Source organism: Mesorhizobium sp. M0051, assembly GCF_040323235.1.
GTDB lineage: Bacteria > Pseudomonadota > Alphaproteobacteria > Rhizobiales > Rhizobiaceae > Mesorhizobium.
The window spans coordinates 276,865-298,226 of record NZ_JAMYUT010000003.1; the positions used below are offsets into that span (position 1 = coordinate 276,865).

General features: G+C 61.6%; 22 protein-coding genes. 10 read left to right on the forward strand and 12 right to left on the reverse strand.

The window, feature by feature from the left end; all coding sequences use genetic code 11:
* Positions 1-4: 4 nt before the first annotated feature.
* The 6 genes from glyA to NKJ90_RS05225 all read right to left on the reverse strand — a co-directional run bounded on the left by glyA (position 5) and on the right by NKJ90_RS05225 (position 7,102).
* Complete coding sequence (glyA, locus tag NKJ90_RS05200; RefSeq protein ID WP_023759906.1) at positions 5-1,318, reverse strand: serine hydroxymethyltransferase; 1,314 nt, start codon at positions 1,316-1,318, stop codon at positions 5-7.
* A gap of 177 nt (positions 1,319-1,495) precedes the next feature.
* Positions 1,496-3,142 (reverse strand): Na+/H+ antiporter, encoded by a 1,647-nt coding sequence (locus tag NKJ90_RS05205; RefSeq protein ID WP_352485758.1) that lies wholly within the window; start codon positions 3,140-3,142, stop codon positions 1,496-1,498.
* A 139-nt stretch (positions 3,143-3,281) separates the two neighbouring features.
* Complete coding sequence (locus NKJ90_RS05210) at positions 3,282-4,535, reverse strand: L,D-transpeptidase family protein (protein WP_023759908.1); 1,254 nt, start codon at positions 4,533-4,535, stop codon at positions 3,282-3,284.
* A 350-nt stretch (positions 4,536-4,885) separates the two neighbouring features.
* Positions 4,886-5,401, reverse strand: coding sequence for a transcriptional regulator LdtR (gene ldtR, locus NKJ90_RS05215; RefSeq protein WP_008875359.1), 516 nt, complete (start codon positions 5,399-5,401; stop codon positions 4,886-4,888).
* Between the two features lie 238 nt (positions 5,402-5,639).
* Positions 5,640-6,062: a DUF6163 family protein gene (locus tag NKJ90_RS05220; protein WP_023759909.1), complete on the reverse strand. Its 423-nt coding sequence runs from the start codon at positions 6,060-6,062 to the stop codon at positions 5,640-5,642.
* Positions 6,059-7,102, reverse strand: coding sequence for an enoyl-CoA hydratase/isomerase family protein (locus NKJ90_RS05225; protein ID WP_023759910.1), 1,044 nt, complete (start codon positions 7,100-7,102; stop codon positions 6,059-6,061). Before NKJ90_RS05225 ends, NKJ90_RS05220 begins: the two co-directional genes overlap by 4 nt.
* Before the next feature lie 310 nt (positions 7,103-7,412).
* Here NKJ90_RS05225 and NKJ90_RS05230 point away from each other — a divergent pair, with 310 nt between their 5' ends.
* The 4 genes from NKJ90_RS05230 to NKJ90_RS05245 all read left to right on the forward strand — a co-directional run bounded on the left by NKJ90_RS05230 (position 7,413) and on the right by NKJ90_RS05245 (position 10,877).
* Complete coding sequence (locus tag NKJ90_RS05230) at positions 7,413-8,240, forward strand: DUF2066 domain-containing protein (RefSeq protein ID WP_023759911.1); 828 nt, start codon at positions 7,413-7,415, stop codon at positions 8,238-8,240.
* Between the two features lie 99 nt (positions 8,241-8,339).
* The gene (hemB, locus tag NKJ90_RS05235; RefSeq protein ID WP_023759912.1) at positions 8,340-9,371 is read left to right on the forward strand and encodes a porphobilinogen synthase; all 1,032 of its coding nucleotides are present in this window, start codon (positions 8,340-8,342) and stop codon (positions 9,369-9,371) included.
* A gap of 48 nt (positions 9,372-9,419) precedes the next feature.
* A complete protein-coding gene (locus tag NKJ90_RS05240; protein WP_352485760.1) occupies positions 9,420-9,716 on the forward strand; it encodes a nucleotidyltransferase family protein in 297 nt (98 codons plus the stop codon).
* 513 nt (positions 9,717-10,229) lie between these two features.
* Positions 10,230-10,877 carry a dihydrofolate reductase family protein gene (locus tag NKJ90_RS05245; RefSeq protein WP_023759914.1) on the forward strand — a complete coding sequence of 216 codons (648 nt, stop codon included), beginning with the start codon at positions 10,230-10,232 and terminating at the stop codon, positions 10,875-10,877.
* A gap of 24 nt (positions 10,878-10,901) precedes the next feature.
* On the opposite strand, the gene ppk2 is transcribed toward NKJ90_RS05245, so the two are convergent.
* Positions 10,902-11,822: a polyphosphate kinase 2 gene (gene ppk2 / locus NKJ90_RS05250; RefSeq protein WP_023759915.1), complete on the reverse strand. Its 921-nt coding sequence runs from the start codon at positions 11,820-11,822 to the stop codon at positions 10,902-10,904.
* Between the two features lie 279 nt (positions 11,823-12,101).
* Here ppk2 and NKJ90_RS05255 point away from each other — a divergent pair, with 279 nt between their 5' ends.
* Positions 12,102-13,145 carry an aldo/keto reductase gene (locus NKJ90_RS05255; protein ID WP_023759916.1) on the forward strand — a complete coding sequence of 348 codons (1,044 nt, stop codon included), beginning with the start codon at positions 12,102-12,104 and terminating at the stop codon, positions 13,143-13,145.
* A gap of 33 nt (positions 13,146-13,178) precedes the next feature.
* On the opposite strand, the gene NKJ90_RS05260 is transcribed toward NKJ90_RS05255, so the two are convergent.
* Positions 13,179-14,150 (reverse strand): glycosyl transferase family 90, encoded by a 972-nt coding sequence (locus NKJ90_RS05260; RefSeq protein WP_023759917.1) that lies wholly within the window; start codon positions 14,148-14,150, stop codon positions 13,179-13,181.
* A gap of 349 nt (positions 14,151-14,499) precedes the next feature.
* On the opposite strand from NKJ90_RS05260, the gene NKJ90_RS05265 reads away from it, so the two are divergent.
* A complete protein-coding gene (locus tag NKJ90_RS05265; RefSeq protein ID WP_023759918.1) occupies positions 14,500-14,652 on the forward strand; it encodes a hypothetical protein in 153 nt (50 codons plus the stop codon).
* An 85-nt stretch (positions 14,653-14,737) separates the two neighbouring features.
* On the opposite strand, the gene NKJ90_RS05270 is transcribed toward NKJ90_RS05265, so the two are convergent.
* Both NKJ90_RS05270 and NKJ90_RS05275 read right to left on the reverse strand, forming a co-directional pair.
* Positions 14,738-14,998 (reverse strand): DUF982 domain-containing protein, encoded by a 261-nt coding sequence (locus NKJ90_RS05270; protein WP_023759919.1) that lies wholly within the window; start codon positions 14,996-14,998, stop codon positions 14,738-14,740.
* 90 nt (positions 14,999-15,088) lie between these two features.
* Complete coding sequence (locus NKJ90_RS05275) at positions 15,089-15,754, reverse strand: GntR family transcriptional regulator (protein ID WP_023759920.1); 666 nt, start codon at positions 15,752-15,754, stop codon at positions 15,089-15,091.
* A gap of 176 nt (positions 15,755-15,930) precedes the next feature.
* Here NKJ90_RS05275 and NKJ90_RS05280 point away from each other — a divergent pair, with 176 nt between their 5' ends.
* Positions 15,931-17,190, forward strand: a complete 1,260-nt coding sequence (locus tag NKJ90_RS05280) for a multidrug efflux MFS transporter (RefSeq protein ID WP_023759921.1) — start codon at positions 15,931-15,933, stop codon at positions 17,188-17,190.
* Positions 17,191-17,219: 29 nt separating this feature from the next.
* A complete protein-coding gene (locus tag NKJ90_RS05285) occupies positions 17,220-17,591 on the forward strand; it encodes a DUF423 domain-containing protein (RefSeq protein ID WP_031260359.1) in 372 nt (123 codons plus the stop codon).
* 51 nt (positions 17,592-17,642) lie between these two features.
* On the opposite strand, the gene NKJ90_RS05290 is transcribed toward NKJ90_RS05285, so the two are convergent.
* Positions 17,643-17,792 carry a hypothetical protein gene (locus tag NKJ90_RS05290; protein WP_023759923.1) on the reverse strand — a complete coding sequence of 50 codons (150 nt, stop codon included), beginning with the start codon at positions 17,790-17,792 and terminating at the stop codon, positions 17,643-17,645.
* A gap of 355 nt (positions 17,793-18,147) precedes the next feature.
* On the opposite strand from NKJ90_RS05290, the gene NKJ90_RS05295 reads away from it, so the two are divergent.
* Entirely contained in the window at positions 18,148-19,227 is a 1,080-nt protein-coding gene (locus NKJ90_RS05295) for a LacI family DNA-binding transcriptional regulator (protein WP_023759925.1), read from the forward strand.
* Between the two features lie 14 nt (positions 19,228-19,241).
* Here the strand turns inward: NKJ90_RS05295 and NKJ90_RS05300 are convergent, their stop codons facing one another.
* Positions 19,242-20,432 carry an OpgC family protein gene (locus NKJ90_RS05300; RefSeq protein ID WP_245266659.1) on the reverse strand — a complete coding sequence of 397 codons (1,191 nt, stop codon included), beginning with the start codon at positions 20,430-20,432 and terminating at the stop codon, positions 19,242-19,244.
* A 253-nt stretch (positions 20,433-20,685) separates the two neighbouring features.
* Between NKJ90_RS05300 and NKJ90_RS05305 the strand changes: the two genes are divergently transcribed.
* Positions 20,686-21,354, forward strand: coding sequence for an alpha/beta hydrolase (locus NKJ90_RS05305; RefSeq protein ID WP_023759927.1), 669 nt, complete (start codon positions 20,686-20,688; stop codon positions 21,352-21,354).
* The last annotated feature ends 8 nt before the right edge of the window (positions 21,355-21,362 follow it).

The following is a 21,362-nucleotide window of genomic DNA, read 5'->3' on the forward strand; positions in this document are numbered from 1 at the left end:
CAGGTCAACCGAGATAGGGATAGAGCGGGAAACGATCGGTCAGCGCCACGACCTTGGCCTTGACTGCCGCTTCCACAGTCGCATTGCCCTCGTCGGAATTGGCGACCTTGAGACCATCCAGCACTTCGGCGATCAGCTTGCCTATCTCGCGGAATTCGGCTTGGCCGAAGCCGCGCGTGGTGCCGGCCGGGGTGCCGAGGCGCACGCCCGAGGTGACGAAAGGCTTTTCCGGGTCGAACGGGATGCCGTTCTTGTTGCAGGTGATGTTGGCGCGGCCGAGTGCCGCCTCGGCGCGCTTGCCGGTGGCGTTCTTGGGCCTGAGATCGACCAGCATCAGATGGTTGTCGGTGCCGCCGGAGACGATGTCGAGGCCGGTTTCCTTGAGACTGGAGGCGAGCGCCTTGGCGTTGGCGGCGACGCTCTCGGCATAGACCTTGAAGCTCGGCTTCAGCGCTTCGCCGAAGGCAACCGCCTTGGCGGCGATAACATGCATCAGCGGGCCGCCCTGCAGGCCGGGGAATACCGCCGAATTCATCTTCTTGGCGATGTCCTCGTCATTGCACAGGATCATCCCGCCGCGCGGGCCGCGCAGCGACTTGTGCGTGGTGGTCGTCACGACATGCGCGTGCGGCAGTGGCGACGGATGCACGCCGCCAGCGACCAGGCCAGCAATGTGCGCCATGTCGACCATCAGATAGGCACCGACCGCATCGGCGATCTCGCGAAAACGCTTCCAGTCCCAGACGCGCGAATAGGCAGTGCCACCAGCCAGGATCAGCTTCGGCTTGGTCTCATGCGCGGTCTTCTCGATGGCGTCCATGTCGAGCAGATGGTCGTCCTTGCGCACACCATACGACACGACCTTGAACCATTTGCCGCTCATGTTGACCGGCGAACCATGGGTCAGGTGGCCGCCCGAATTGAGGTCGAGGCCCATGAAAGTGTCGCCGGGCTGCAAGAGCGCCAGGAACACCGCCTGGTTCATCTGGCTGCCGGAATTCGGTTGGACGTTGGCGAAGTTGCAGCCGAACAGCTTCTTGGCCCGCTCGATGGCCAGTTCCTCGGCTATGTCGACGAACTGGCAACCGCCATAATAGCGCTTGCCTGGATAGCCCTCGGCATATTTGTTGGTCATGATCGAGCCCTGCGCCTCCAGTACAGCGCGGGAAACAATGTTTTCCGAGGCGATCAGCTCGATCTCATGGCGCTGGCGGCCAAGTTCGTTGCGGATGGCGCCGAAAATCTCCGGATCGGCATCTTCCAGCGTGGTTTCGAAGAAAGATTCGAACTTGTTCGACACTGCCGCTGCTGTTGCCATGGGCTGAAATCCTCGGGGGTTCGGGGGCAATTTTGTCTATGCATGTCGTTGCACCATAACCGCTGCACACTTCTGGGCGACATGCATTTGCCGGGCCATTAACACAGTTGTTTTCGCCCCGCCACGTTTGCGGCGCGAAATTTGCTGGCCGGTTTGCGCCAGCGAGGCAACAAGAGACTATTTCCTCGTCTTCCGACCTTTCAGCAAGGCTTCGGTGAGCGTGATCTCGGTAAACAGCGCCTGCGACGTATGGTCATTGATCTCGCCGGCGCGAAACATGTCACGCACGGCCGCGCGCTCGGCGTCGATGCCGGCGAGCCGCAGTTCCAGCTCCAGCCTTCCGGATTCGCGGGCCTCGGCGCGGGCCTCATCGGCTTCATCCGAGGCGGCGATGCGACGCCGGTAACCGGCGACGATGTTCTCGGCGGCGGCAATCCTGGCGCCGGGCACCTCGCCTTCGCCCTCATCCTCCGCCGCCGCAATGCTCTCGATGCGCGCGATTGCCGCCTTGGCAGCACCGACACGCGCCAGGCGTTCCTCGGCGGCACCGGCCTCCTCGCCCGGTTCGACCAGCCCCCTGGCGATCCTTGGCAGAGCGAGACTGGCGAAGACCAGCGAGCAGATGATCACGCCGGCGGCGAGGAAGATAACCAGATTGCGCGCCGGAAACGGCGAGCCGTCCGGCATGGCGAGCGGCAGCGACAATATGCCGGCCAGCGTGATCGCGCCGCGCACACCGGCCACGGAACCGGCGAGCCGCACGCGCAGCCCGAACGGCTCCGCCTTGCGCTTGCCCAGACGCGCGGCGATACCGGCCGCGATATCGCCGATCCAAATCCACAGGAAGCGTAGCGCGATCAGGCACAGCGTCAGCGCAATAACAGTCGCGATCGGTTGGATGATCGGATGCAGGCTCATCAGTTCCGGCGGCACATGGCGGATGATGTCGGGAAGCTGCAGGCCGAGCACGATGAAGAGAGCGCCGTTGAAAACGAAGGAAAGCGTCATCCACAGCGACATCGTCTGCATGCGCGCCGAGACGCCGAGGAAGCGGAACACGCCGGAGCCACCGGCGAGCAGGCCGGCGGCGACCGCCGCCAGGATGCCGGACGCTCCGACGTGCTCGGCGCCGAGATAAGCTATGAAGGGCAGCAGGATCATGACCAACACCTGCGCCTCGGCTGGCACGCCGCCGATGCGGTTGAGCACTTGCAGCAGCTTGGCGGCGACGAACAACGCCGCGACGCCGATCAGGATGCCGATCGCCACGGCGTAGAGGAAACTCAGTGATGCCGCGGCAAAGGAAAAGCTGCCGGTCAGTGCTGCTGCCACGGCGAAGCGGAACATGACGAGGCCCGACGCATCGTTGAGCAGCGACTCGCCTTCGAGAATGTGCATCAGCCGCGCCGGAACGACATTCTTGTCGACGATCGAAGACACAGCCACAGCATCGGTCGGCGACAGCACCGCGGCCAGCGCGAAAGCGACAACCAGTGGGATGCTCGGCACCAGCCAGTGCAAGGCGTAGCCGAAGCCGACGATGGTGAAGAAGACGAGCCCGATGGCAAGATCCAGGATCGGTCCGCGCAGAGCCACCAATTCACGCTTCGGCGCGCCATAGGCATCGCCAAACAGCAGCGGCGGGATGAACACCAGCAGAAACAGTTCCGGATCGATCTCGACATGGATGCCGCGCACCGGCCATGCGAGTGCGGCGCCCATGGCAATCTGCAGCACCGGTAGCGGCACCCGAACCAGGCGCACCAGCGCGCCGGAAAGCGCGACGAAGGCGAGCACAACCAGAATGAAGACGGCGACTTCCATGGTCCGGTTCCAGACTTGTCCGCCGACCATGCGCAAAGCCGGCCAATCCGTCCAGCCGCCCTCCCATGAAACTGCGGCGAGACCGAGTAACGAAAAGGCCGCCTTGAACGGCGGCCTTTTTAATAAAAGATTCAGTTACTTAAAGCGACGACGTGATCTGCAGCTCGTTGGCGCCGTCGAGCGCGTAGACGTCGTCGCGGAACTGCACGACGCCCGGACCCGTCGACCAGGCCGAGAGATAGAGGAAGTGGACCGGCACCGGGTTGGTGACCTGGATCGGCGTGTTTTCACCAGTCTTGATCGCCGCCTCGAAATGCTGGCGGTCCCAGCCGGGGGTGTCGCGCAAGATCCAGGTGACGAGGTCACGCACATTCTGCACGCGCACGCAGCCCGAGGAATCGAAACGCATCATCTTCCCAAACAGGCTCTGCTGCGGGGTGTCGTGCATGTAGACGCCGTCGGGGCTCGGGAAATTGATCTTGACCGAAGCCATCGCGTTGCCCGCACCCGGGTCCTGGCGGAAGCGATACTTGGCGGCATCGTCGGTCGACCAGTCGACATTGAGAGGATCGACCTCGCTGCCGTCCGGCGCGAACAGGCGGATGTGACTGTCCTTCAGATAATCGGGATTCTTCCGCATCAGCGGAATGATGTCCTTGCGCACGATCGAAACCGGCGCATTCCAGTACGGATTGACGATGATCTCGTTGATCTTGGAATTGACGATCGGCGTCTGGCGATCGATCTTGCCGACGATGGCGGTGTGGCGGAGCACGACGCGGTCGTTCTCGACGGCTTCGATCTGTGCCGCCGGAATGTCGACCAGCACATAGCGGTTGCCCAAAGTGCCGGCCTTCTCGCGCAGCCGCTGCAGATTGGTCTGCAACTGGCCAAGCCTGATCTGCGCCGAAATGTTCATCGCCGCGTAGGTGTATTTGCCGAGCGAACCGTCGGCAGGCAGACCGTGGCGCAACTGGAAGCGCTTGACCGCAGAGTCGACATAGGAATCGAATGCCGTCGAAATGCCGGCGCCTTGTGCCAGGTCGCCGGAAACCATCAACCGCTTGCGCAACGGCACCACGTCGGGATCATCGACGCCGAGCTGCAGTTTCTTGGTCGCGGGAACCTCTACCCAGCCGCCCTGCCCGACGATATTCTGATATTGCGCGACCGCCTGTTCGGTAAAGGCGACGGTCTGCAGGCTGAAGATCGGCAGCGTCGAGGCCACCTTGCCGCCCTCGCTGGCGCGGGCATCGAACTGATCGTCCCAATTGCCGCGCGCCGAGGACTTCAAGATATCACCGATCACATCCTGCGCATTGGCGCCGCCGGCAACCAGCGCAGCTGCGAGCGCGGAGGCCCCGGAGAGGAAAAAACGACGGCTGGTCTTCATGGACGTTCCAGACATTTGTAGCAGTTCGATCACTTGCTGCGTTGATCACCGGGCGATCTCGCCCGCACTCTAAAATTGGCAATCTTAACAATTAGCCAACCATGCTCCGCATCACCTTGGTGCAACGCACGAGGCGCGATACGGATTGCGGGTGAACGCAGGGTCTTCACCACAGCATCACTGCCACTCTCGGTTCCATTGGAATATGGCGGCAACGTGGCCTGGCGTCCAAATCCGACCGGCTGGCATCCCGAAAAGAAATGGACCGATGCTTTTCGGCACCGGCCCTGACTGAAGGTCGATATTTCGGCCGCGCTTCTGTGGCGCGGGCCGGATACGATGTTTGCGCCTTACATCCGGTAGGCGATCGTATCATTCCAGAAGCGGTCGAGCCGCTGCAAAGCGCGGTTCATCTGCTTGAACTCGTCGGTGTTGATGCCGCCGACCTGCTCGATCGAGCCGACATGGCGCTCGTAGAGACCGGCGACGACTTCCGCGACCTCGTTGCCCTTCGGGGTCAGCGAGACGCGGACCGAACGGCGGTCGATGCGTGAGCGCTGGTGATTGATGAAGCCGAGATCGACCAGCTTCTTCAGATTGTAGGAGACGTTGGAGCCGAGATAGTAGCCACGCGAGCGTAGCTCTCCGGCTGTCAGTTCGGAATTGCCGATGTTGAACAGCAGCAGCGCCTGGATGGCATTGATGTCGGAACGGCCGTTGCGGTCGAACTCGTCCTTGATGACATCAAGCAGGCGGCGGTGAAGCCGTTCAACAAGCTGCAGCGATTCCATGTACAGGGAACGGATAGCCTCGCGGCGATCGTCGGATACGTTGGCGGTCTTCGCCGCCGGACGCGAATTGATCATTGTCTTTGCCTCTCGTTTGTCGCCCTGGTGATTTTTTGTTTTTCACCTTGATCGCGACACTATCGAATACTCATAAAATTCGACTTAAACGCTAGGGCTAACAAGAGCTTACCGGTAATAGGTTTCGAAAGAGGCTTAACGAACGGTCACCCGAGCAAGGATAATTAACCTAAAGATTTCGGCAGTGATTTCGGGGCTGAATTCAGGCAGCCGCCAGGTCGCCAATGTGCTCAAGGGCTTAGTGGCGGACGGGGCGCTTCTGCAGGTAGATGATGACGCGGAAGACGATGTAAAGCACCGCCACTGCGGCATGCGAGACGACAATCAGCAGGTGATGGCCGAAAAGCTCGGGAAACCCGGCATACATCACTGTCTCGGTCGCCGCGCAAATGAACCAGATCACCGGGCCCCAGGACGCCAGCATCCACAGGCCCGCAGCGGCGAAGGGAAAGAAAACGGCGAGCACCACGGCGGCGACTTGCCAGTGCACGGGCATCAGGTCGAAACGCCACAGCGGGCCCGGATAGAAGCCGATCAGCTTGATCCAGTACAGAATGCCGAACAGCAGGCAGTAAGCTGATATGACCCGCTGAAACCAGGCAAAGATCACCTCCACCCCGGAAGGCTGCAGCACGACGCGTCTTGAGGTCACATCGCTCAAAGCACGAGCTCCCGTTCCCCAAGCGGAGCGAAATAGGCGTCGACATCCGCCTCGCTGATCGCATCGAGGCTAGCCGGACGCCATTGCGGTTTTGCGTCCTTGTCGATGACGGCGGCGCGGATGCCCTCGTAGAAATCGTGGCCGGCAAGCATCCTGTTGAGGATGCGGAACTCCATTTTCATGCAAGCGTCCATGGACAGCGTCAGCCCGGCGCTGATCTGGCGCCAGGCGACGCGCAGGCTGGTCGGCGAGCGAGTGCGGATCGTCGCCAGCGTCTTAGCGGCGAACTCGTCAGTGTCCGCCGCGCGCTCCAGGCTGTCGATGACGCGTTTCAAGGATGGTTGCGAAAAATGGCGAGATATCGCCTCCAGCGTCGGCCTGTCGGTCTCTCGCCCTGCGTGAGAGAAGAAGTCGCGCAGCACCAATTCCGGATCGCCGGTCAACGTCAGCCGTTCGAGGAAGGTGCCCTGATCCTCGGCCTTGATGGTGTGGGTAGCCAGCCCCGACCACAGCGCATCGCCATAGCGGATACGATTGCCCGTCAGCGCCAGATACATCCCGAACGAGCCACCGAGATCGGGCAGCAGGTGGCTGGCGCCGACATCCGGGAAAAAGCCGATGCCGACCTCCGGCATGGCGAACTGGGCATTTTCGGTCATCACCCGGTGCGAGCCGTGGAACGAGATGCCGACGCCCCCGCCCATGACGATGCCGTCGATGAGCGCGACATAGGGTTTCCTGAAGCTGCTGATGCGGGCGTTGAGCCGGTATTCGTCGGCGAAGAAATCGACCGGCGGTTTTCCCGCCCGGCCGGTCTCATAGATATGCAGTATGTCGCCGCCTGCCGAAAAGGCCCTGCACTCGGCCTTGACGACGACGATATCGACGCCCTGGTCGGCTTCCCAGGCGGAAAGGGCAGCGTCGAGCGCCCTGATCATGCGATGCGTCAAGGCATTGAGCGCCTGCGGCCGCGTCAGCGTAATGACGCCGGCCCGGCCCAGATGTTCGAAGCGGATCTCGTCGCCGCCGCCAAAATCCATCGTGAAAGAATCCCTTCTCCCGCGCCGCCGGGATTGAAGTGCTAGAGCGTGGCGCATGGGCGCGTCAATGCCAAGCCCTGCCGGTCGGGGTCAGTTTGGATCTCGAGGGCAGAAAGAGGCCATCCTTTGCGGCCCAGCCAAATTGGTGCGCATCAGCATTGGACCCTCCAACCGACTTCAGGACATTCGTCGAAGACGCAGCCGTGTCCGGATCCAGGATAAGTTAAAACTGGGCCGCCAGCGTCGTCTTGGCCACCGGCGGCAGCCGATGCTAGAGAGTGGCTGACAGCCTCGAACCGGACGGTAAGACATGCGGCGGTTTTTGCGCCTTGCCCTTGTTCTGGGTGGCCTGCTGGCCATCTGCGCCGCCAACGGTCTGGCCAAGGCGGCTGATATCGACGATCTCTATAAATCCCAAACGATCGTCACTGGCCAGGGCGAGCCAAACCGCCAGGCAGGTTTCAAGATCTGCCTCGATGAGGTCCTGGTCCGGGTTTCCGGCGACCAACGCCTGCTGGAAAAACCAGAGATGACGGCACTGCGCGACAAGGCCGGCAGCTTCGTCACCGGCTTCCGTTACCGCGACCGCATGGAAGGCATTCCGGTTCATGACGAGCAAGGTACTCATGACCGGCCGCATGACCTTTATTGCCAGTACACGCCGGCGACGATCGACCCGGTTCTGGCTTCGCTCGGCAGCAAGCCCTGGCTGACCGAACGGCCGGCGCTCTCCATCGTCCTGGCTGTAGACGACTCGCGCCGACATTTCGTCCTTGCCAGTGATGGGAACGAAAATCCGTACATGATAGAGTCTTTTCAATCGGCCGCCGGCTCCATGGCGATGTCGATTGTCGTTCCGAACAAGGCCACGCTCGCCAAGGCCGGACTCACTTTCGAAGAGGTGGGTCCTATCTCACCCGAACTGCTAGGCAATGTTGCAAGAAGTATCGGCAGCCGCCAAGTCTTGGCCGGCAGCATCGTGTGGAGCGACAAGGACCTCGGCTGGATCGCCGATTGGCGGCTTAAAGCGGACGGGAAGACCTATCATTGGCAAGTGCGCGGCGTTAGTTTCGATGAAGCGTTTCGTGTCGCCATGCGGGGTGCTGCTCAGATCCTTTCGGGCAATGGATCGCCTTGACAGGCCGTGCTGCCCTCCGGGCGATCTGCTGGCACAAACGTGTCGCATTGGTCAGCGGCAAGGGCTCGTGATAAAAGCCGCCGATCTGGAGTTTTGGCGATGAACAAATTCACCCCCGCAAAGCCAGCCGGCGCTCGCAGCGTCGACGACATCACCGGCAGCCGCCGCTTGCGCCGCATGCGCAAGGCCGACTGGTCGCGCCGTCTGGTGCAGGAGAACAGGCTCTCGGTCGATGATCTGATCTGGCCGATCTTCGTCGTTGACGGCAGACAAGTGCGCGAGCCGATCGCCGCCATGCCGGGCGTCTTCCGGTTGTCGATCGATCTCGCGGTCAAGGAGGCCGAACGCGCGGCAAAGCTCGGTATTCCCGCACTCGCCACCTTCCCGAATGTCGACATCTCGCTGCGCGACCAGACCGGCTCGCACATCCTCGACCCCAACAACGTCATCAACCGCGCCACCCGCGCGATCAAGGACGCGGTGCCGGAGATCGGCATCATCACCGACGCCGCGCTCGACCCGTTCACCAGCCACGGCCATGACGGCATCCTGCGCGACGGCATCGTCGTCAACGACGAGACGGTGGAACAGGTGACCGCCGCGGCCGTCATCCAGGCGGCGGCCGGCGCCGACATCATCGCACCGTCCGACATGATGGACGGCCGCATCGGCGCTATCCGCGACGCGCTGGACGCCAACGGTTTCCAGGACGTGGCGATCATGTCCTACGCGACTAAGTTCGCCTCGGCCTTCTACGGCCCCTATCGCGAGGCGGTCGGCACCGCCGGCCTGCTCAAGGGCGACAAGAAGACCTATTACATCGACCATGCCAATTCCGACGAGGCGGTGCGCGAGGCCGAACAGGACGTCGCGGAAGGCGCCGACATGCTGATGGTCAAGCCCGGCCTGCCCTATCTCGACATCATCCGGCGGCTGAAGGACGAATTCCAGATGCCGACCTTCGCCTACCAGGTGTCCGGCGAATATTCGATGATCAAGGCCGCTGCCGCCAATGGCTGGATCGATGGCGAGAAGGCGATGCTTGAAAGCCTGCTGGCCTTCAAGCGCGCCGGCTGCGACGGCATCCTCACCTACTTCGCCCCCGAAGTGGCGAAGCTGTTGAAGGGATAGACCGCTAAGTCGTTTTGGAATTTTAACGCAATCCGTTAGAATGAATTCATGAGCAGGAATGAGGTCATAGAGCGGTTGCAGAGAAATGCAGATGCCATCAAAGGCATGGGCGCGACTTCGCTTTATCTCTTCGGATCGACTTTGCGGGGCGACGCAGGGCCCGACAGCGATCTCGACCTCTTCATCGATTATGATCCTGCAAGGCACTTTTCGCTGATCGATCTGGTCGGCATCAAGCAATTTCTTGAAGAGAAGATGTCAGCGGAGATCGATATCACCACCCGTGACAGCCTTAATCCCATGTTGAAGGCCGATATCGAACGATCTGCTGTGCGCATATTCTGATGGCAGTGCGCCGGATCGACCGATTCTAGCCGAAATCATAGAAGCCTTGTACGGCATCGCAGCTGCCACCGCAGGCAACATTTTGCGTCACGAATATCACAAGCCCTCCGGAAGGATAGTGTGGGCTGTAGTGACCGACAGCCTGCCGCCACTACGTCTTGCTGTCGAACGCATGCTCGAAGCATCGCGGCGCCAATAATTGTGGCCAGCAGCCAGGCTGCGGGGGCATCCTGTTTCGAGTCGGGGAAGTGTGAGATTTATCTCGTCATACGCTATCGCATCCAGAAGGAGCATTTTTGCGCAACGTGACCGCCGGATCTTTCTTGTCTGCACATGTAACTACCGCGTGTAACTAGCGCGGCAGCAACGACCGGTTCTCGCCAGCGAGGCCGCTGGCTTGTCTTCAGAGCCGACAGTCCGATCGTCGCCCTAGAATACCATTTGCACTTCACAATCAGTTTGCTATAAGAAAACTGATTGTGAAGTGCAACTGGTTATTGAGAGGAGGCTCGCATGCCCAAACTTCGTGTCAACGCTTTCACCCTATCGCTCGACGGCTATGGCGCCGGTCCCGATCAGGATCTGCAAAATCCGCTCGGCGTCGGTGGGGAATCCTTGCACAAGTGGTTTGTCGACACTCGCACCTTCCGTGAGATGGTGCTCGGACAAGATGGCGGCACCACCGATATAAACGAGGCGTTCGCGGCGCGCAGTTTCGAGAATGTCGGCGCATGGATCCTCGGCCGCAACATGTTCGGACCGATCCGCGGCGAATGGCCCGATGACAGCTGGAAGGGCTGGTGGGGCGATAACCCGCCCTACCATGTGCCGGTTTTCGTGTTGACCCATCACAAGCGCGAACCGATCGTCATGGAGGGCGGCACGACCTTCTATTTCATCACCGACGGCATCCATTCGGCACTTGAACAGGCAAAAGCAGCGGCTAATGGCAAGGACGTGCGGGTGGGCGGCGGCGTCGCCACCATCCAGCAATATCTCCAGGAGAAGCTGATCGATGAGATGCATCTGGCGATCGCGCCGGTGCTGCTCGGTACGGGCGAGAACCTTTTTGGCGGCCTGGACATGGTCAAGCTCGGCTATGTCTGCAGCGAGCAAGTTGCGACGCCGCTCGCCACGCACGTCACCATTAAGCGGGCTTAGGTGGAGAGCCAATCTCCCCCTATCTCAATACTTCTCCGGCACGTAGAGTTCGCGCGGTAGCGTCTGGCGCTCGTATTCGGGGTTGAAGACGCGCTCGGGCAGCGTGATCTCCTCGTGCGGCACCTCCTCATATGGCATTTGCTTGAGCAGGTGGTCGATGCAGTTCAGCCGCGCCCGCTTCTTGTCGTTGCCCTCGACGATGAACCAAGGGGCTTCCGGGATGTTGGTCCGGATGAAAGTTTCTTCCTTGGCCTTGGTGTACTGTTCCCAGCGCACACGCGACTGCAGGTCCATCGGCGACAGTTTCCACTGCTTCATGGGATCGTGGATGCGCATCAGAAAGCGCATCTGCTGTTCCTCGTCGGTGATCGAGAACCAGTATTTGACGACGGTGATGCCCGAGCGGACCAGCATGCGCTCGAACTCCGGCACGTCGCGGAAGAATTCTTCGACCTGATCGGGCTGGGCAAAGCCCATTACCCGTTCGACGCCCGAGCGGTTGTACCAGGAGCGGTCGAACAGCACGATTTCGCCGCCGGCCGGCAGATGCGGGACATAACGCTGGAAATACCATTGCGACTTCTCGCGCTCGGTCGGCGCCGGCAGTGCCACGACACGGCAGATGCGCGGGTTGAGCCGCTGGGTGATGCGCTTGATGACGCCGCCCTTGCCGGCCGAATCGCGTCCCTCGAAGATCACCACCAGCTTTTTCTTGTGGTAGGCGACCCAGGACTGCAGCTTGATCAGTTCGGACTGCAAGGTGATCAAGTCGCGAAAATACTGCATGCGTTCAATCGAGGGCGGATGCGCGTTCTTGTAGATCTTGGCGATCTCCATCGACAGCGCCGGCTCCGATATTTCGAGCTCATAGTCCTCGTCGAGCGTGTCGGCGAGCTCGGCTTCAAGCCAGTCCCTGGCAGGAGAATTCTGCTTTAGCTCGGTCATATCAGTTGCTCCGCTTGCAAGCTCTGTCGGTCCACGTCGGCGCCCCTAGTTGCTGGCTTGCGTCTCGGAGCGGCAACACCTGAGCCGACTTCAATATAGGCCGGCAATGACGGTTTTATTGCAGCCTGGAACGTGACGTCGCCGCTGCAAATCCCGTGAGGCATGATCGATCCGTCGTCGTGGCATGGCGACAAGCCGCTCAAATTGTCCTACAAATAGCAGTCACATTCGGGGCACCCCTCCCCAGCCCCTTTCCCAATGCAATCACGAGGATCTGACATGGAATACCGCACTCTCGGCCGTTCCGGCTTGAAGGTTTCGACGCTGACCATGGGCACCATGACTTTCGGCGGCGCCGGCGCGTTTTCGGCGGTCGGCAAGACCGACCTCGACGAGGCGCGCCGGATGATCGACCTCTGCATCGATGCCGGCATCAACGTCATCGACACCGCCAATGTCTATTCGAACGGCATTTCGGAAGAGATCATTGGCGAAGCCCTCGGCGGCAAGCGCAAGGGCGACGTGTTGATCGCATCGAAGGCACGGATGCGGATCGGCAAAGGTCCCAACGATGAGGGCCTGTCGCGCCATCACCTGATCCGCGAATGCGAGAAGAGCCTGAAGCGGCTCAAGACCGACGTCATCGACATCTACTTCCTGCACGAATGGGATGGCGTGACGCCGCTGGAAGAAACCATCGCCGCGCTCGACACGCTGGTTGCCCAGGGCAAGATCCGTTATGTCGGCTGTTCCAACTATTCCGGCTGGCAGGTGATGAAGGCGCTCGGCATCAGCGACAGCCATCACCAGCCGCGCTTCGTCACCCAGCAGATCCACTACACGCTGGAAGCGCGCGAGGCGGAGTATGAATTGCTGCCGATTTCCGTCGACCAGGGGCTGGGCGTTCTGGTCTGGAGCCCGCTTGCCGGCGGATTGCTGTCCGGCAAATACCGCCGCGACAGCCCCACCGCCCGCCAGCTCGCCGGCTGGTCCGAACCGCCGATCCGCGACGAGGACCGGCTGTGGCGGATCGTCGACGTGCTTGTCGAGATCGGCACGCAGCGCGGTGTGTCGGCGGCGCAGGTGGCACTGGCCTGGCTGCTCGGCCGGCCGGCGGTCAGTTCGCTGGTGATCGGCGGCAGGACCGAAGCGCAGTTCAGGGACAACATCGCGGCGGCGAGCCTGGTGCTCACCGGCGACGAACGCGGTCGCCTCGACGCGGTCAGCCGGCCGCCCTTGCTCTATCCCTACTGGCACCAGCAGCTGACGGCAAAGGACCGCTTCGGCCCCGCCGATCTGGTGATTGACCGAAGCGGCATCTGACGAGCGAAATTCGGCGCCAAAGCCCGCGACGCTCTAACTCTGGATAAAGCGCCAGACCTCGGGATCAGGCTCGATCTGGCCGCTGAGGACAAAATATTTGTAGAGCACGAGCAGCGAGATCGCCTGCTCGTGCTGCTGGTTGGAGAATTGGCGGCAATAGGCATTTGCCGCTGCGATAATGCGTTGCGCCTCGGCCGGGTGTCGTTCGAAATAACGCACCTTATCGGCGACATCGGCGAAATCCGGGTCGAGCGGCACATAGTGGACACCAGCCTCAAGTTGCCTTTCCGCAAACCATGTCTCGTATGTCGGCGGCGGCATCAGGCAGAGCGAATTCGAATTCAGGATCCATTTGAGGTTGGTCGCCACGTCGTTGCCTTCGATCGAGACAATGTAGCGGTAAAGCAGCTGCTGGCTGACGCTGAGAAAAGGCTTGCTGTATTCGGCCGGCGCGTTTGGCTTGTGCGAGCCGGCGTCGCAGAACGGCAAGTCACGCACAGCGTCGATAAATCTTGTCCGTTTGGGATTGTTGAGATCGCCGCGCCAGACCACGGTCGGGCGCTTGTCGGCGAATGCTGTTGTATCGGCCGGCATGTGGAAGTGCCGGAACTTGTTGAATTTCATGATCACCGCATTTTTGTCGTCAGCGCGGATCGGCCGATCCTTGACGAGCGACGGCACCTTCGGCACCTCGATGACGTCGCCGAATTCGCTGTCGACGAGCAATGCCGGATCGAAATAGCGGGCAAATTCCTTGAGGTCGTAATAGTACATGGTCGGCGTGGACGGCAGCTTGTCGATCCGCACCGCGGCAGGGCTGGGCGTAAACGCGTCGTACAGCTTGTTGTAATAGTTCAGCCGCCGCTGCACCACCTCATCCGTGAGTCTGGCCTGTTCGAGACGGCCCGCCAACCGTCGGCGGAAGAGTGCCTGTGGAGCGATGTCGCGCAAGACGTTTCGCGCGTAATAGAAAACCTTCGCCGTCGTTCGGGGAATCGTGGCCATAGTTCACTTGATCAAAACAAACGGGCAGCGCTCAATATGTTGGATACCTTGGCATCCCGGCTCTCCCTACATCATCGTGCCGCGCATCTTGCAAGCCCCGCATCTTGCAAGCCCCGGCCATCATCGACGCGAACGGCCCGGGGACTATCGCTTCAGCTGTTGTGTTTGACGGCTAATGCTCCTAGGCAGGACCAGAGCCGCTAAAAGCAATTCCAGGAAAAGTGTGAAACGGTTTTCCCGGAAAAAAGCGCGTGCGCTTTCTCCTAGGGGATTGCGCCAAACAAAGAGCTGGAGCGCTTCTGCGTTTCCGTGAAACGACGAACCGGTCCAGCAGTGAAAAGGAGCCGATATGGCGCGACCACCAAATTACGATCAGGAACGCAAGGAACGCGACCGCCAGAAGGCGGCCAAGAAGGCCGAGAAGCTGGCGGCCAAGGTTGCGGCGAGAGAACGTTCGAAGCCCGAGGACGAGACCGAAACCGAGACCGACACCGAAAAGTGACGGCAAGCGGCCCGCGAAAGCGGGCCGCGCCACACTCCAGATTGTCTGCCTAGATTATCGCGCTCGTATCAGGGGCGCTTGCATATCAGGCTGGCGCCTTGTCGCTGACAAAGACATCCACTTCGCGCGCTGCCGCAATGAAGGCGCGCCTGGCGTTCATGGCCGGCTTGTCACCCGCCAGCGCATCGTGGCACGCCTGCAGCGCCGCGCGGTGCTTGGGGCTGCGCTTGCCGGGCCAGCTGTTGAGGAGGTAGTCGGAAGCCTCACGCACCGTGCGCAAGAGCTGAGTGCTTCCCGCTGCGGCTGACTTCACAGTCACAGGTGTTTCAAATCGGTTGTTTTCCATCGCCGCTCCTTACGCCATCGGCGTCTGTGAAGCGAGGCCGAAAGTGCGCATAGGTCCAGACGCCGCTTTTTGCGTCCCCTACCCCACGCCTTAAGCGGGGACGACGGCAAAGCCTCTGGCACGAAGACCGCGGCGATCGTTGGCCAGCGACGTCACCAGTCGCTCGCGGCTGCCGACGATATGGCCCGAAAGCAGGCGCGCGGCTTCATCGGCATCGCCAACACGTGCCGCCGCCAGTATGGCGCGATGTTCGGCCCAGGCGCGGCTGAGTGCAGCTTCGTTGCGAACCTCCAGCCAGCGCGCCCGCGAGAGGCGCGTCATGGCATCGCGGACCGCCCGGAACAGGAAATCATTGCCCGACAGACGCGCCAGTTCGATGTGGAAATCCATGCCGACGCGATGCCATTCCTCGCGTGGCGTGTCTTTGTCGCAGGATTCGAGCATCGCCTCGATGACATCGACGGCGCTGCGGTCCACCAAGCCGCATGACAGGCGAAGTGCCGCGACCTCGACAGCCTCCCTATAGACGGCGATCTGCTCGAGTTCAGCCAAATTGATCGGAGACACCGTCCAGCCACGCCCGTCCCTGCCGACCAGGCCCTCGGTCTCGAGCCGCAGAAGTGCTGCCCTGACCGGGGTTCGCGACGCACCGAAGCGGCTTTCGATCCAGCGCTCGGTCAGCTTCTCGCCGGGGCCGATCTCGAGGCCCAGGATCATCTGTCGAAGCTGTTTTTCGACGCTCTGCATCTGCGACATTGTCGTTTCCATTTTCTGGCCGCTTCGGACCGCTTGCCAATTGCTGTTCCCGATCACTGTGGACAGGTTGCATTGACAGCGGCCAGGCTTGCGTCCATGACGAGTACCATATTGGTATCCCAACTTGGTATCCGCAGCAACCCGTAACTCCGCGTTGCTCGGACAGGACATATGTCATGCCTCAGAACGCGCCCCCGGCGACCGACAGCACCTACAACATCCACTGGCGGCGCAATCTGTTCGTGTGTTTTGCCGGTTCGTTCTCCACACTCGTCGCCATGACGCTGCTTCTGCCGTTCCTGCCGCTCTATATCGAGCAGTTGGGCGCCGAGGGTCACGCGGCAATCGTGCAATGGTCGGGGATTGCCTATGGAGCGACGTTCCTCGCTGCGGCGCTGGTAGCGCCGCTCTGGGGACGTCTCGGCGACCTCTACGGCCGCAAGGTGATGCTGGTTCGCGCCAGCTTCGGCATGGCCATATGCATGTCGCTGACCGGTATGGTGCAGACGGTCTGGCAATTGGTGCTGCTGCGGCTGCTGATCGGTTTTGCCGGCGGCTATTCCTCGGGGTCGACCATCCTCGTCGCCATGCAAACGCCGAAGGAGCGCTCCGGCTGGGCCTTGGGCCTGCTGTCGGCCGGCATCACCGGTGGTGCATTGGTCGGCCCGCTGGTTGGCGGCGCCCTGCCGCCGGTGATCGGCATTCGCGCGACCTTTCTCCTGTCAGGCGGCGTCATCTTCCTGGCGTTCCTTGCGACCACGTTTCTGATCAAGGAAAATCCCCGGCCGAAACCAGCAGACGCAGCTGCGAAGCAGAAGCCGAAAGGTGGCTGGGCGCAAATACCGGACAAGCGTCCTGTTATCGCCATGCTGGCGACCGGCATGCTGTTGAGTTTCGCCACCATGTCGATCGAGCCGATCATCACCGTCTACGTGCAGCAGCTCGTCGAAGACCAAAGCCGCGTGACGTTGATATCAGGCGTCGTCATGTCTGCGGCCGCGCTTGGCGCCATCCTGTCGGCTTCGCGTCTTGGCAAGCTCGCAGACCGCATCGGTCACTGGAACGTCGTCATCGGCGCGCTTGCCGTGTCCGCGCTGCTGCTGATCCCGCAGGCCTTCGTGACGCAGAGCTGGCAACTCATCGGCCTACGCTTCCTGATGGGCCTGGCGCTGGGCGGCCTCTTACCCTGCATCACCAGCGTCATCCGCCACAATGTTCCCGATGGTGTCGGCGGCAATGTGCTCGGGCTGTCGATCTCCGCCCAGTATGTCGGGCAGGTCGCCGGTCCCTTGCTTGGCGGCTTTGCCGGTGGCCATTTCGGCATGCGCTCGGTGTTTCTGGGCACATCGGTCTTGATGGCCGGCGGTGCGGTGTATAATTGGCTGGCGCAATCGCGCCGCGAGCAGGACATGCTTGCCGATGCCGGCAAGCCCTGACGGGGTTGGCGCATCACGGAGCCCTGGACATGACAGCCGAGCAGTTTTCCGGCAACAGCAGCCGTATCCTCGTCCTGGCCGGCGGTCTCTGTGGCGCCGCCGGAGTGGCGCTGTCGGCCGCGGCGGCGCATCTGGGCGGAGCCTTCGTCGGCACCGCCGCATCCTTCCTGCTCATGCATGCGCCGGTCTTCCTCGCCGCTGGATTGCTTGGCGCGAACCGGATCCTGCGAATGGGAAGCCTGACCCTGCTGGTTGGCCTGCTCTTGTTTTGCAGCGACCTGCTGGCCCGCGACTTCCTCGGCTCACGGCTATTCCCGCTGTCGGCGCCGATCGGCGGCACCTTGCTCGTCGTCGGCTGGCTAACAATCGCTGCATCGGCGCTAGCGCGCGCGCGTTCCTGACGCCCCTGGCCCCTGCCCGATACCAGGCCTGCGCCAGCGTCTGCGCAGCAATTAGTCCTGCCGGCGTTCGGGCTGGATGAGCAATTCGCGATTTGGGCGTCGCAGCCTCGCCAACCGACGCGCCGCCGGCCGCTCGGACGCCGGCGCGATGCCCCAGTAGTTGCGGTAGATGTCTTCGAACAGATAGCTCACGGGATGCATGATGTGCACTCCTTTCAACGCTTGAATCGATCCAATCGGTCGCCACGAAAATGTAGCGCCGATCAGCTCCGCTTGCGCTCCACAAGGAACCGCAACTCGCGAACCCATGGGCTGGAGGTGGCACGGCGCCTCCGCCTCGCTGCGTCTGACGAGACGCTCCAGTCGTTGCGGTAGATGTCTTCGAATAGAAAATTGACGGGATGCATGACACACCTTCCTACTTGAATCGATCCAATCAACAGCAGCATCATTCATTGGATCGATTCAAACATACACTTCGTCTGGCCTGCCATCAAGCCAAAATTTGAACCGATCCAACGAAAGTGTTAGATGGGATGAATTCAGGGAGACGGAGATGGCGCCATTGACCTCTGCAAAGACAAGACCGGTGCGGCTGGCAGACATTGCAAAGGCGGCCGGCGTGTCGCACGGCACCGCCTCCAATGTGTTCGCCCGCCCGGAGATCGTGCGCGAGGAGGTTCGCGATCGGGTCAAGGCGGCAGCCGAGGCAATGGGATATGGCGGACCTGACCCCAAGGGTCGGCTGCTGCGCGCCGGCAAGGTGAACGCCATCGGCGTCGCCACCGCGGAACCGTTGTCCTATTTCTTCGAAGACCCTTTCGCCCGGGTGATGATGGCCAGCATCTCGCAGGCCTGTGACGCGACCGGTGCGGGGATCTCGCTGGTCTCGGCCGCCAACAGCGAACAGCTTGCCTGGAACATCCAGAGTGCGCTTGTCGATGGCTTTATCGTCTTCTGCGTCGAGGGCGGTTCAAAGCTGGTCGAACTGGCGCGCGACCGCAAACTCCCCTTTGTCGCACTCGATCTCGATTCAGACGACGACGAGGCGGTCGCGGCGATCGGCGTGGACAATATCGCCGGGGCAAGCCTGGCGGCGCGCCATCTGACCGAGCTCGGGCATCGTCGCTTTGCCGTGCTTGCCCTGCCATACGCCGATTCCGGCTTCGGTCCGACCACGCAGGAGCAGATGGAGAAGGCTCTCTATTCCGGCACGCGCGACCGCCTGCGTGGCTACTTCGCGGAACTCTCGCGCGTCGACATCGACGTCTCGCGCGTGCCGATCTACGAGACGGAAAATAACGAGGAGAGCGTTTGGGCGGGCCTCGATCATATTTTCGCCGCCGCCGAGACACCGACTGCCATCCTGGCCATGTCGGACAGGATAGCGCTCCATGCGCTGGACTGGCTACGGCAGCATGACATGACTGTACCGGGCGATGTTTCGATCGTCGGCTTCGACGGCGTCCCGGAAGGAGCGGTTTCCAAGCCGCCCCTGACCACAATCGTCCAGCCCATCGCCGAGATGGGCCGCCTTGCCGTCAAGGCGATCCTTGAAAATGACGGCTCGTTCAGCCGGCAATTGCTGCCGGTCGACCTCGTGGTGCGGGCCTCATCCGGCCCCTCACCCGCCTGACGCCTCAACGCCCATCACCGGCCCATTCTTGCCGCCATCGACATACTGAAGGACGGATGGAGGGGCGGTGCCACGTTGCGAGCCGGCCTGCTTTTGCCGGACCAGCCAAGGCCCGAAATCCATTCGAGATAGTAGGCGAGCGCGAACTGCATGGCGATGCCGGCTGATATCAGCAGGCTGTCATAGGCAAACCCGCCGGGATTGATCAGCTTCAGCACCTGCGCCGCCATTGCGAGCACCGTGCCGGCAATGAAAACCGGCAGCGATCTTTTGCCCAGTATGGCAAGCGGATGATCGCGCCCGGCGCGGAACAGGTTCGAGATGGCCGGGAATGCCACGATCAGGTAGCTCACCGCCAATATATGCAGCAGCCTCGGCAGTGACAGGAACGTCTTGTCGAAGCCGGTCAGCACCGGAGGCAGGCCAAACCAGGAGAGATGCCCCCAGAGCGGGCTGTGCACCCAGACCAGCGCCACAGCAGTGTAAGCCAAGGCGGCACCGACCAGCCAGCGATTGACCGGGATGGTGCCACCGCGACGCACATGCAGCGTGCCTGCCAGGCCGATGTTGAAAAGGAACTGCCATGACAGCGGGTTGAGGAACCAGAAGCCGGGCTCGGGATAGTTAGGCGGAGCAATCTGGTAAATTCCCGCGACCAGCCACAGCGCGCCGGAAGCAACCAGTGCCAAGACCGGCCGATAGCTGACGAAGAGCAGGAAAAGCGGCGCCAGCAAGAGCAGCACCGTATAGACCGGCAGGATGTTGTTGTAGCCGAGCTGGTGGCCAAGCGTCACGATGCCGATCAGCACTTGCGGCGCATTCTTGATCAACGGCTCGATGTTGATCATCGTCAAAAGCTCCGGTCGCCTGGCGAACACCGCCGCGGCGCAGAAGATCGCCATCACCACCATGGTGGTGACGATGTGGGCGGCGTAGAGCACACCGGCGCGGCGCCACATCTTCAACGTTGCCAGCAGCCGGTTTCCAGGCTGGAATTTCTTCCCGTAAGCGAGCGCGACCGAGATGCCGGAGATCAGCACGAAGACCTCCGCCGCATCCGAAAAGCCGAAATTCTTGTAAGTCAGATACTCGAAGGCGGTACCCGGCACATGGTCGACAAAGATGGTCAGCAGAGCGAGAGCGCGGATCACATCGATACGGGTGTCGCGGTCCGGGACACGCATTTCGCGGTCCGGGACACGCATTTCGCGGTCCGGGACACGCGAATCGCGGTCTGGGGAAATCTGGGTGGTCATCGACAAAAAGGCCTCAAAGCTGGTTGTTCATACCGGCAATGCGACCCCCGGCGCACCGCTTCGATTCCTCCCGAAGGACTATTATCGGCGAAGAAACGGACTGTAGTGCGCCCGGTTCAATCAACTTTCGCGGAGCTTGAAAATATTACGTTTTGAAGCCGGCAAACTGACCGAAGTCATCATGAAATCAAAAGGATGAGGCATGACTGAAGAGACCTCACAAGATGGTGCGTTACAGCGTGATCTCGCCTTCCCCTATCGCCTTTACTGCCCGGCGGATTCAACCGGCGAATGCTTCTTCCTGCTGCATGGTTCGGGCGTCGACGAGACGACATTGGTACCGCTGGCACGAGAGACAGCGCCGCGTGCCATGCTGATCGCGGTGCGCGGCCGCGTCGTCCAGGAGGATGGTTTCCGCTGGTTCTCGCGCATCACGCCGACGCGCTTCGAACAGCAGAGCATCCGCACCGAAACGGATGCCTTTGCGGGCTTCGTCACCGACGTGGCCGCGCGCCACAACCTCGACCTTTCCCGCACGACTTTCCTTGGCTATTCGAACGGCGCCAATCTGGTTTCGAGCCTGATGCTGCTGCATCCCGGCCTGGTCGAACGCGCCGCACTGCTGCGGCCGATGCCGGTGCTCGATGGCGTGCCGGCGACGGATTTGTCAAAGGTACGGGTACTGATGATCGCCGGCGCGGCGGATCTCACCTACGCGCCCTTCGCGCCGGCACTCGTCACGCTGCTCAGCCAGCACGGCGCCGAGATCGATGCCCGGATTGTTCCATCCGGTCACGAATTCGGCAGCGCCGACGCGGTGATCGTCCGGCAATGGCTGTCGGGATCGGCGGCGGCGGCGCAGGCAGGCTGACTGCCTCA

What these genes read in the sequence shown, in the direction of transcription:
- glyA (WP_023759906.1), bottom strand. Translation starts at nt 1,318, where the DNA reads ATGGCAACAGCAGCGGCAGTGTCGAACAAGTTCGAATCTTTCTTCGAA.
- NKJ90_RS05205 (WP_352485758.1), bottom strand. Translation starts at nt 3,142, where the DNA reads ATGGAAGTCGCCGTCTTCATTCTGGTTGTGCTCGCCTTCGTCGCGCTT.
- NKJ90_RS05210 (WP_023759908.1), bottom strand. Translation starts at nt 4,535, where the DNA reads ATGAAGACCAGCCGTCGTTTTTTCCTCTCCGGGGCCTCCGCGCTCGCA.
- ldtR (WP_008875359.1), bottom strand. Translation starts at nt 5,401, where the DNA reads ATGATCAATTCGCGTCCGGCGGCGAAGACCGCCAACGTATCCGACGAT.
- NKJ90_RS05225 (WP_023759910.1), bottom strand. Translation starts at nt 7,102, where the DNA reads ATGGATTTTGGCGGCGGCGACGAGATCCGCTTCGAACATCTGGGCCGG.
- NKJ90_RS05230 (WP_023759911.1), top strand. Translation starts at nt 7,413, where the DNA reads ATGCGGCGGTTTTTGCGCCTTGCCCTTGTTCTGGGTGGCCTGCTGGCC.
- hemB (WP_023759912.1), top strand. Translation starts at nt 8,340, where the DNA reads ATGAACAAATTCACCCCCGCAAAGCCAGCCGGCGCTCGCAGCGTCGAC.
- NKJ90_RS05240 (WP_352485760.1), top strand. Translation starts at nt 9,420, where the DNA reads ATGAGCAGGAATGAGGTCATAGAGCGGTTGCAGAGAAATGCAGATGCC.
- NKJ90_RS05245 (WP_023759914.1), top strand. Translation starts at nt 10,230, where the DNA reads ATGCCCAAACTTCGTGTCAACGCTTTCACCCTATCGCTCGACGGCTAT.
- ppk2 (WP_023759915.1), bottom strand. Translation starts at nt 11,822, where the DNA reads ATGACCGAGCTAAAGCAGAATTCTCCTGCCAGGGACTGGCTTGAAGCC.
- NKJ90_RS05255 (WP_023759916.1), top strand. Translation starts at nt 12,102, where the DNA reads ATGGAATACCGCACTCTCGGCCGTTCCGGCTTGAAGGTTTCGACGCTG.
- NKJ90_RS05260 (WP_023759917.1), bottom strand. Translation starts at nt 14,150, where the DNA reads ATGGCCACGATTCCCCGAACGACGGCGAAGGTTTTCTATTACGCGCGA.
- NKJ90_RS05265 (WP_023759918.1), top strand. Translation starts at nt 14,500, where the DNA reads ATGGCGCGACCACCAAATTACGATCAGGAACGCAAGGAACGCGACCGC.
- NKJ90_RS05270 (WP_023759919.1), bottom strand. Translation starts at nt 14,998, where the DNA reads ATGGAAAACAACCGATTTGAAACACCTGTGACTGTGAAGTCAGCCGCA.
- NKJ90_RS05275 (WP_023759920.1), bottom strand. Translation starts at nt 15,754, where the DNA reads ATGTCGCAGATGCAGAGCGTCGAAAAACAGCTTCGACAGATGATCCTG.
- NKJ90_RS05280 (WP_023759921.1), top strand. Translation starts at nt 15,931, where the DNA reads ATGCCTCAGAACGCGCCCCCGGCGACCGACAGCACCTACAACATCCAC.
- NKJ90_RS05285 (WP_031260359.1), top strand. Translation starts at nt 17,220, where the DNA reads ATGACAGCCGAGCAGTTTTCCGGCAACAGCAGCCGTATCCTCGTCCTG.
- NKJ90_RS05290 (WP_023759923.1), bottom strand. Translation starts at nt 17,792, where the DNA reads ATGCATCCCGTGAGCTATCTGTTCGAAGACATCTACCGCAACTACTGG.
- NKJ90_RS05295 (WP_023759925.1), top strand. Translation starts at nt 18,148, where the DNA reads ATGGCGCCATTGACCTCTGCAAAGACAAGACCGGTGCGGCTGGCAGAC.
- NKJ90_RS05300 (WP_245266659.1), bottom strand. Translation starts at nt 20,432, where the DNA reads ATGCGTGTCCCGGACCGCGAAATGCGTGTCCCGGACCGCGACACCCGT.
- NKJ90_RS05305 (WP_023759927.1), top strand. Translation starts at nt 20,686, where the DNA reads ATGACTGAAGAGACCTCACAAGATGGTGCGTTACAGCGTGATCTCGCC.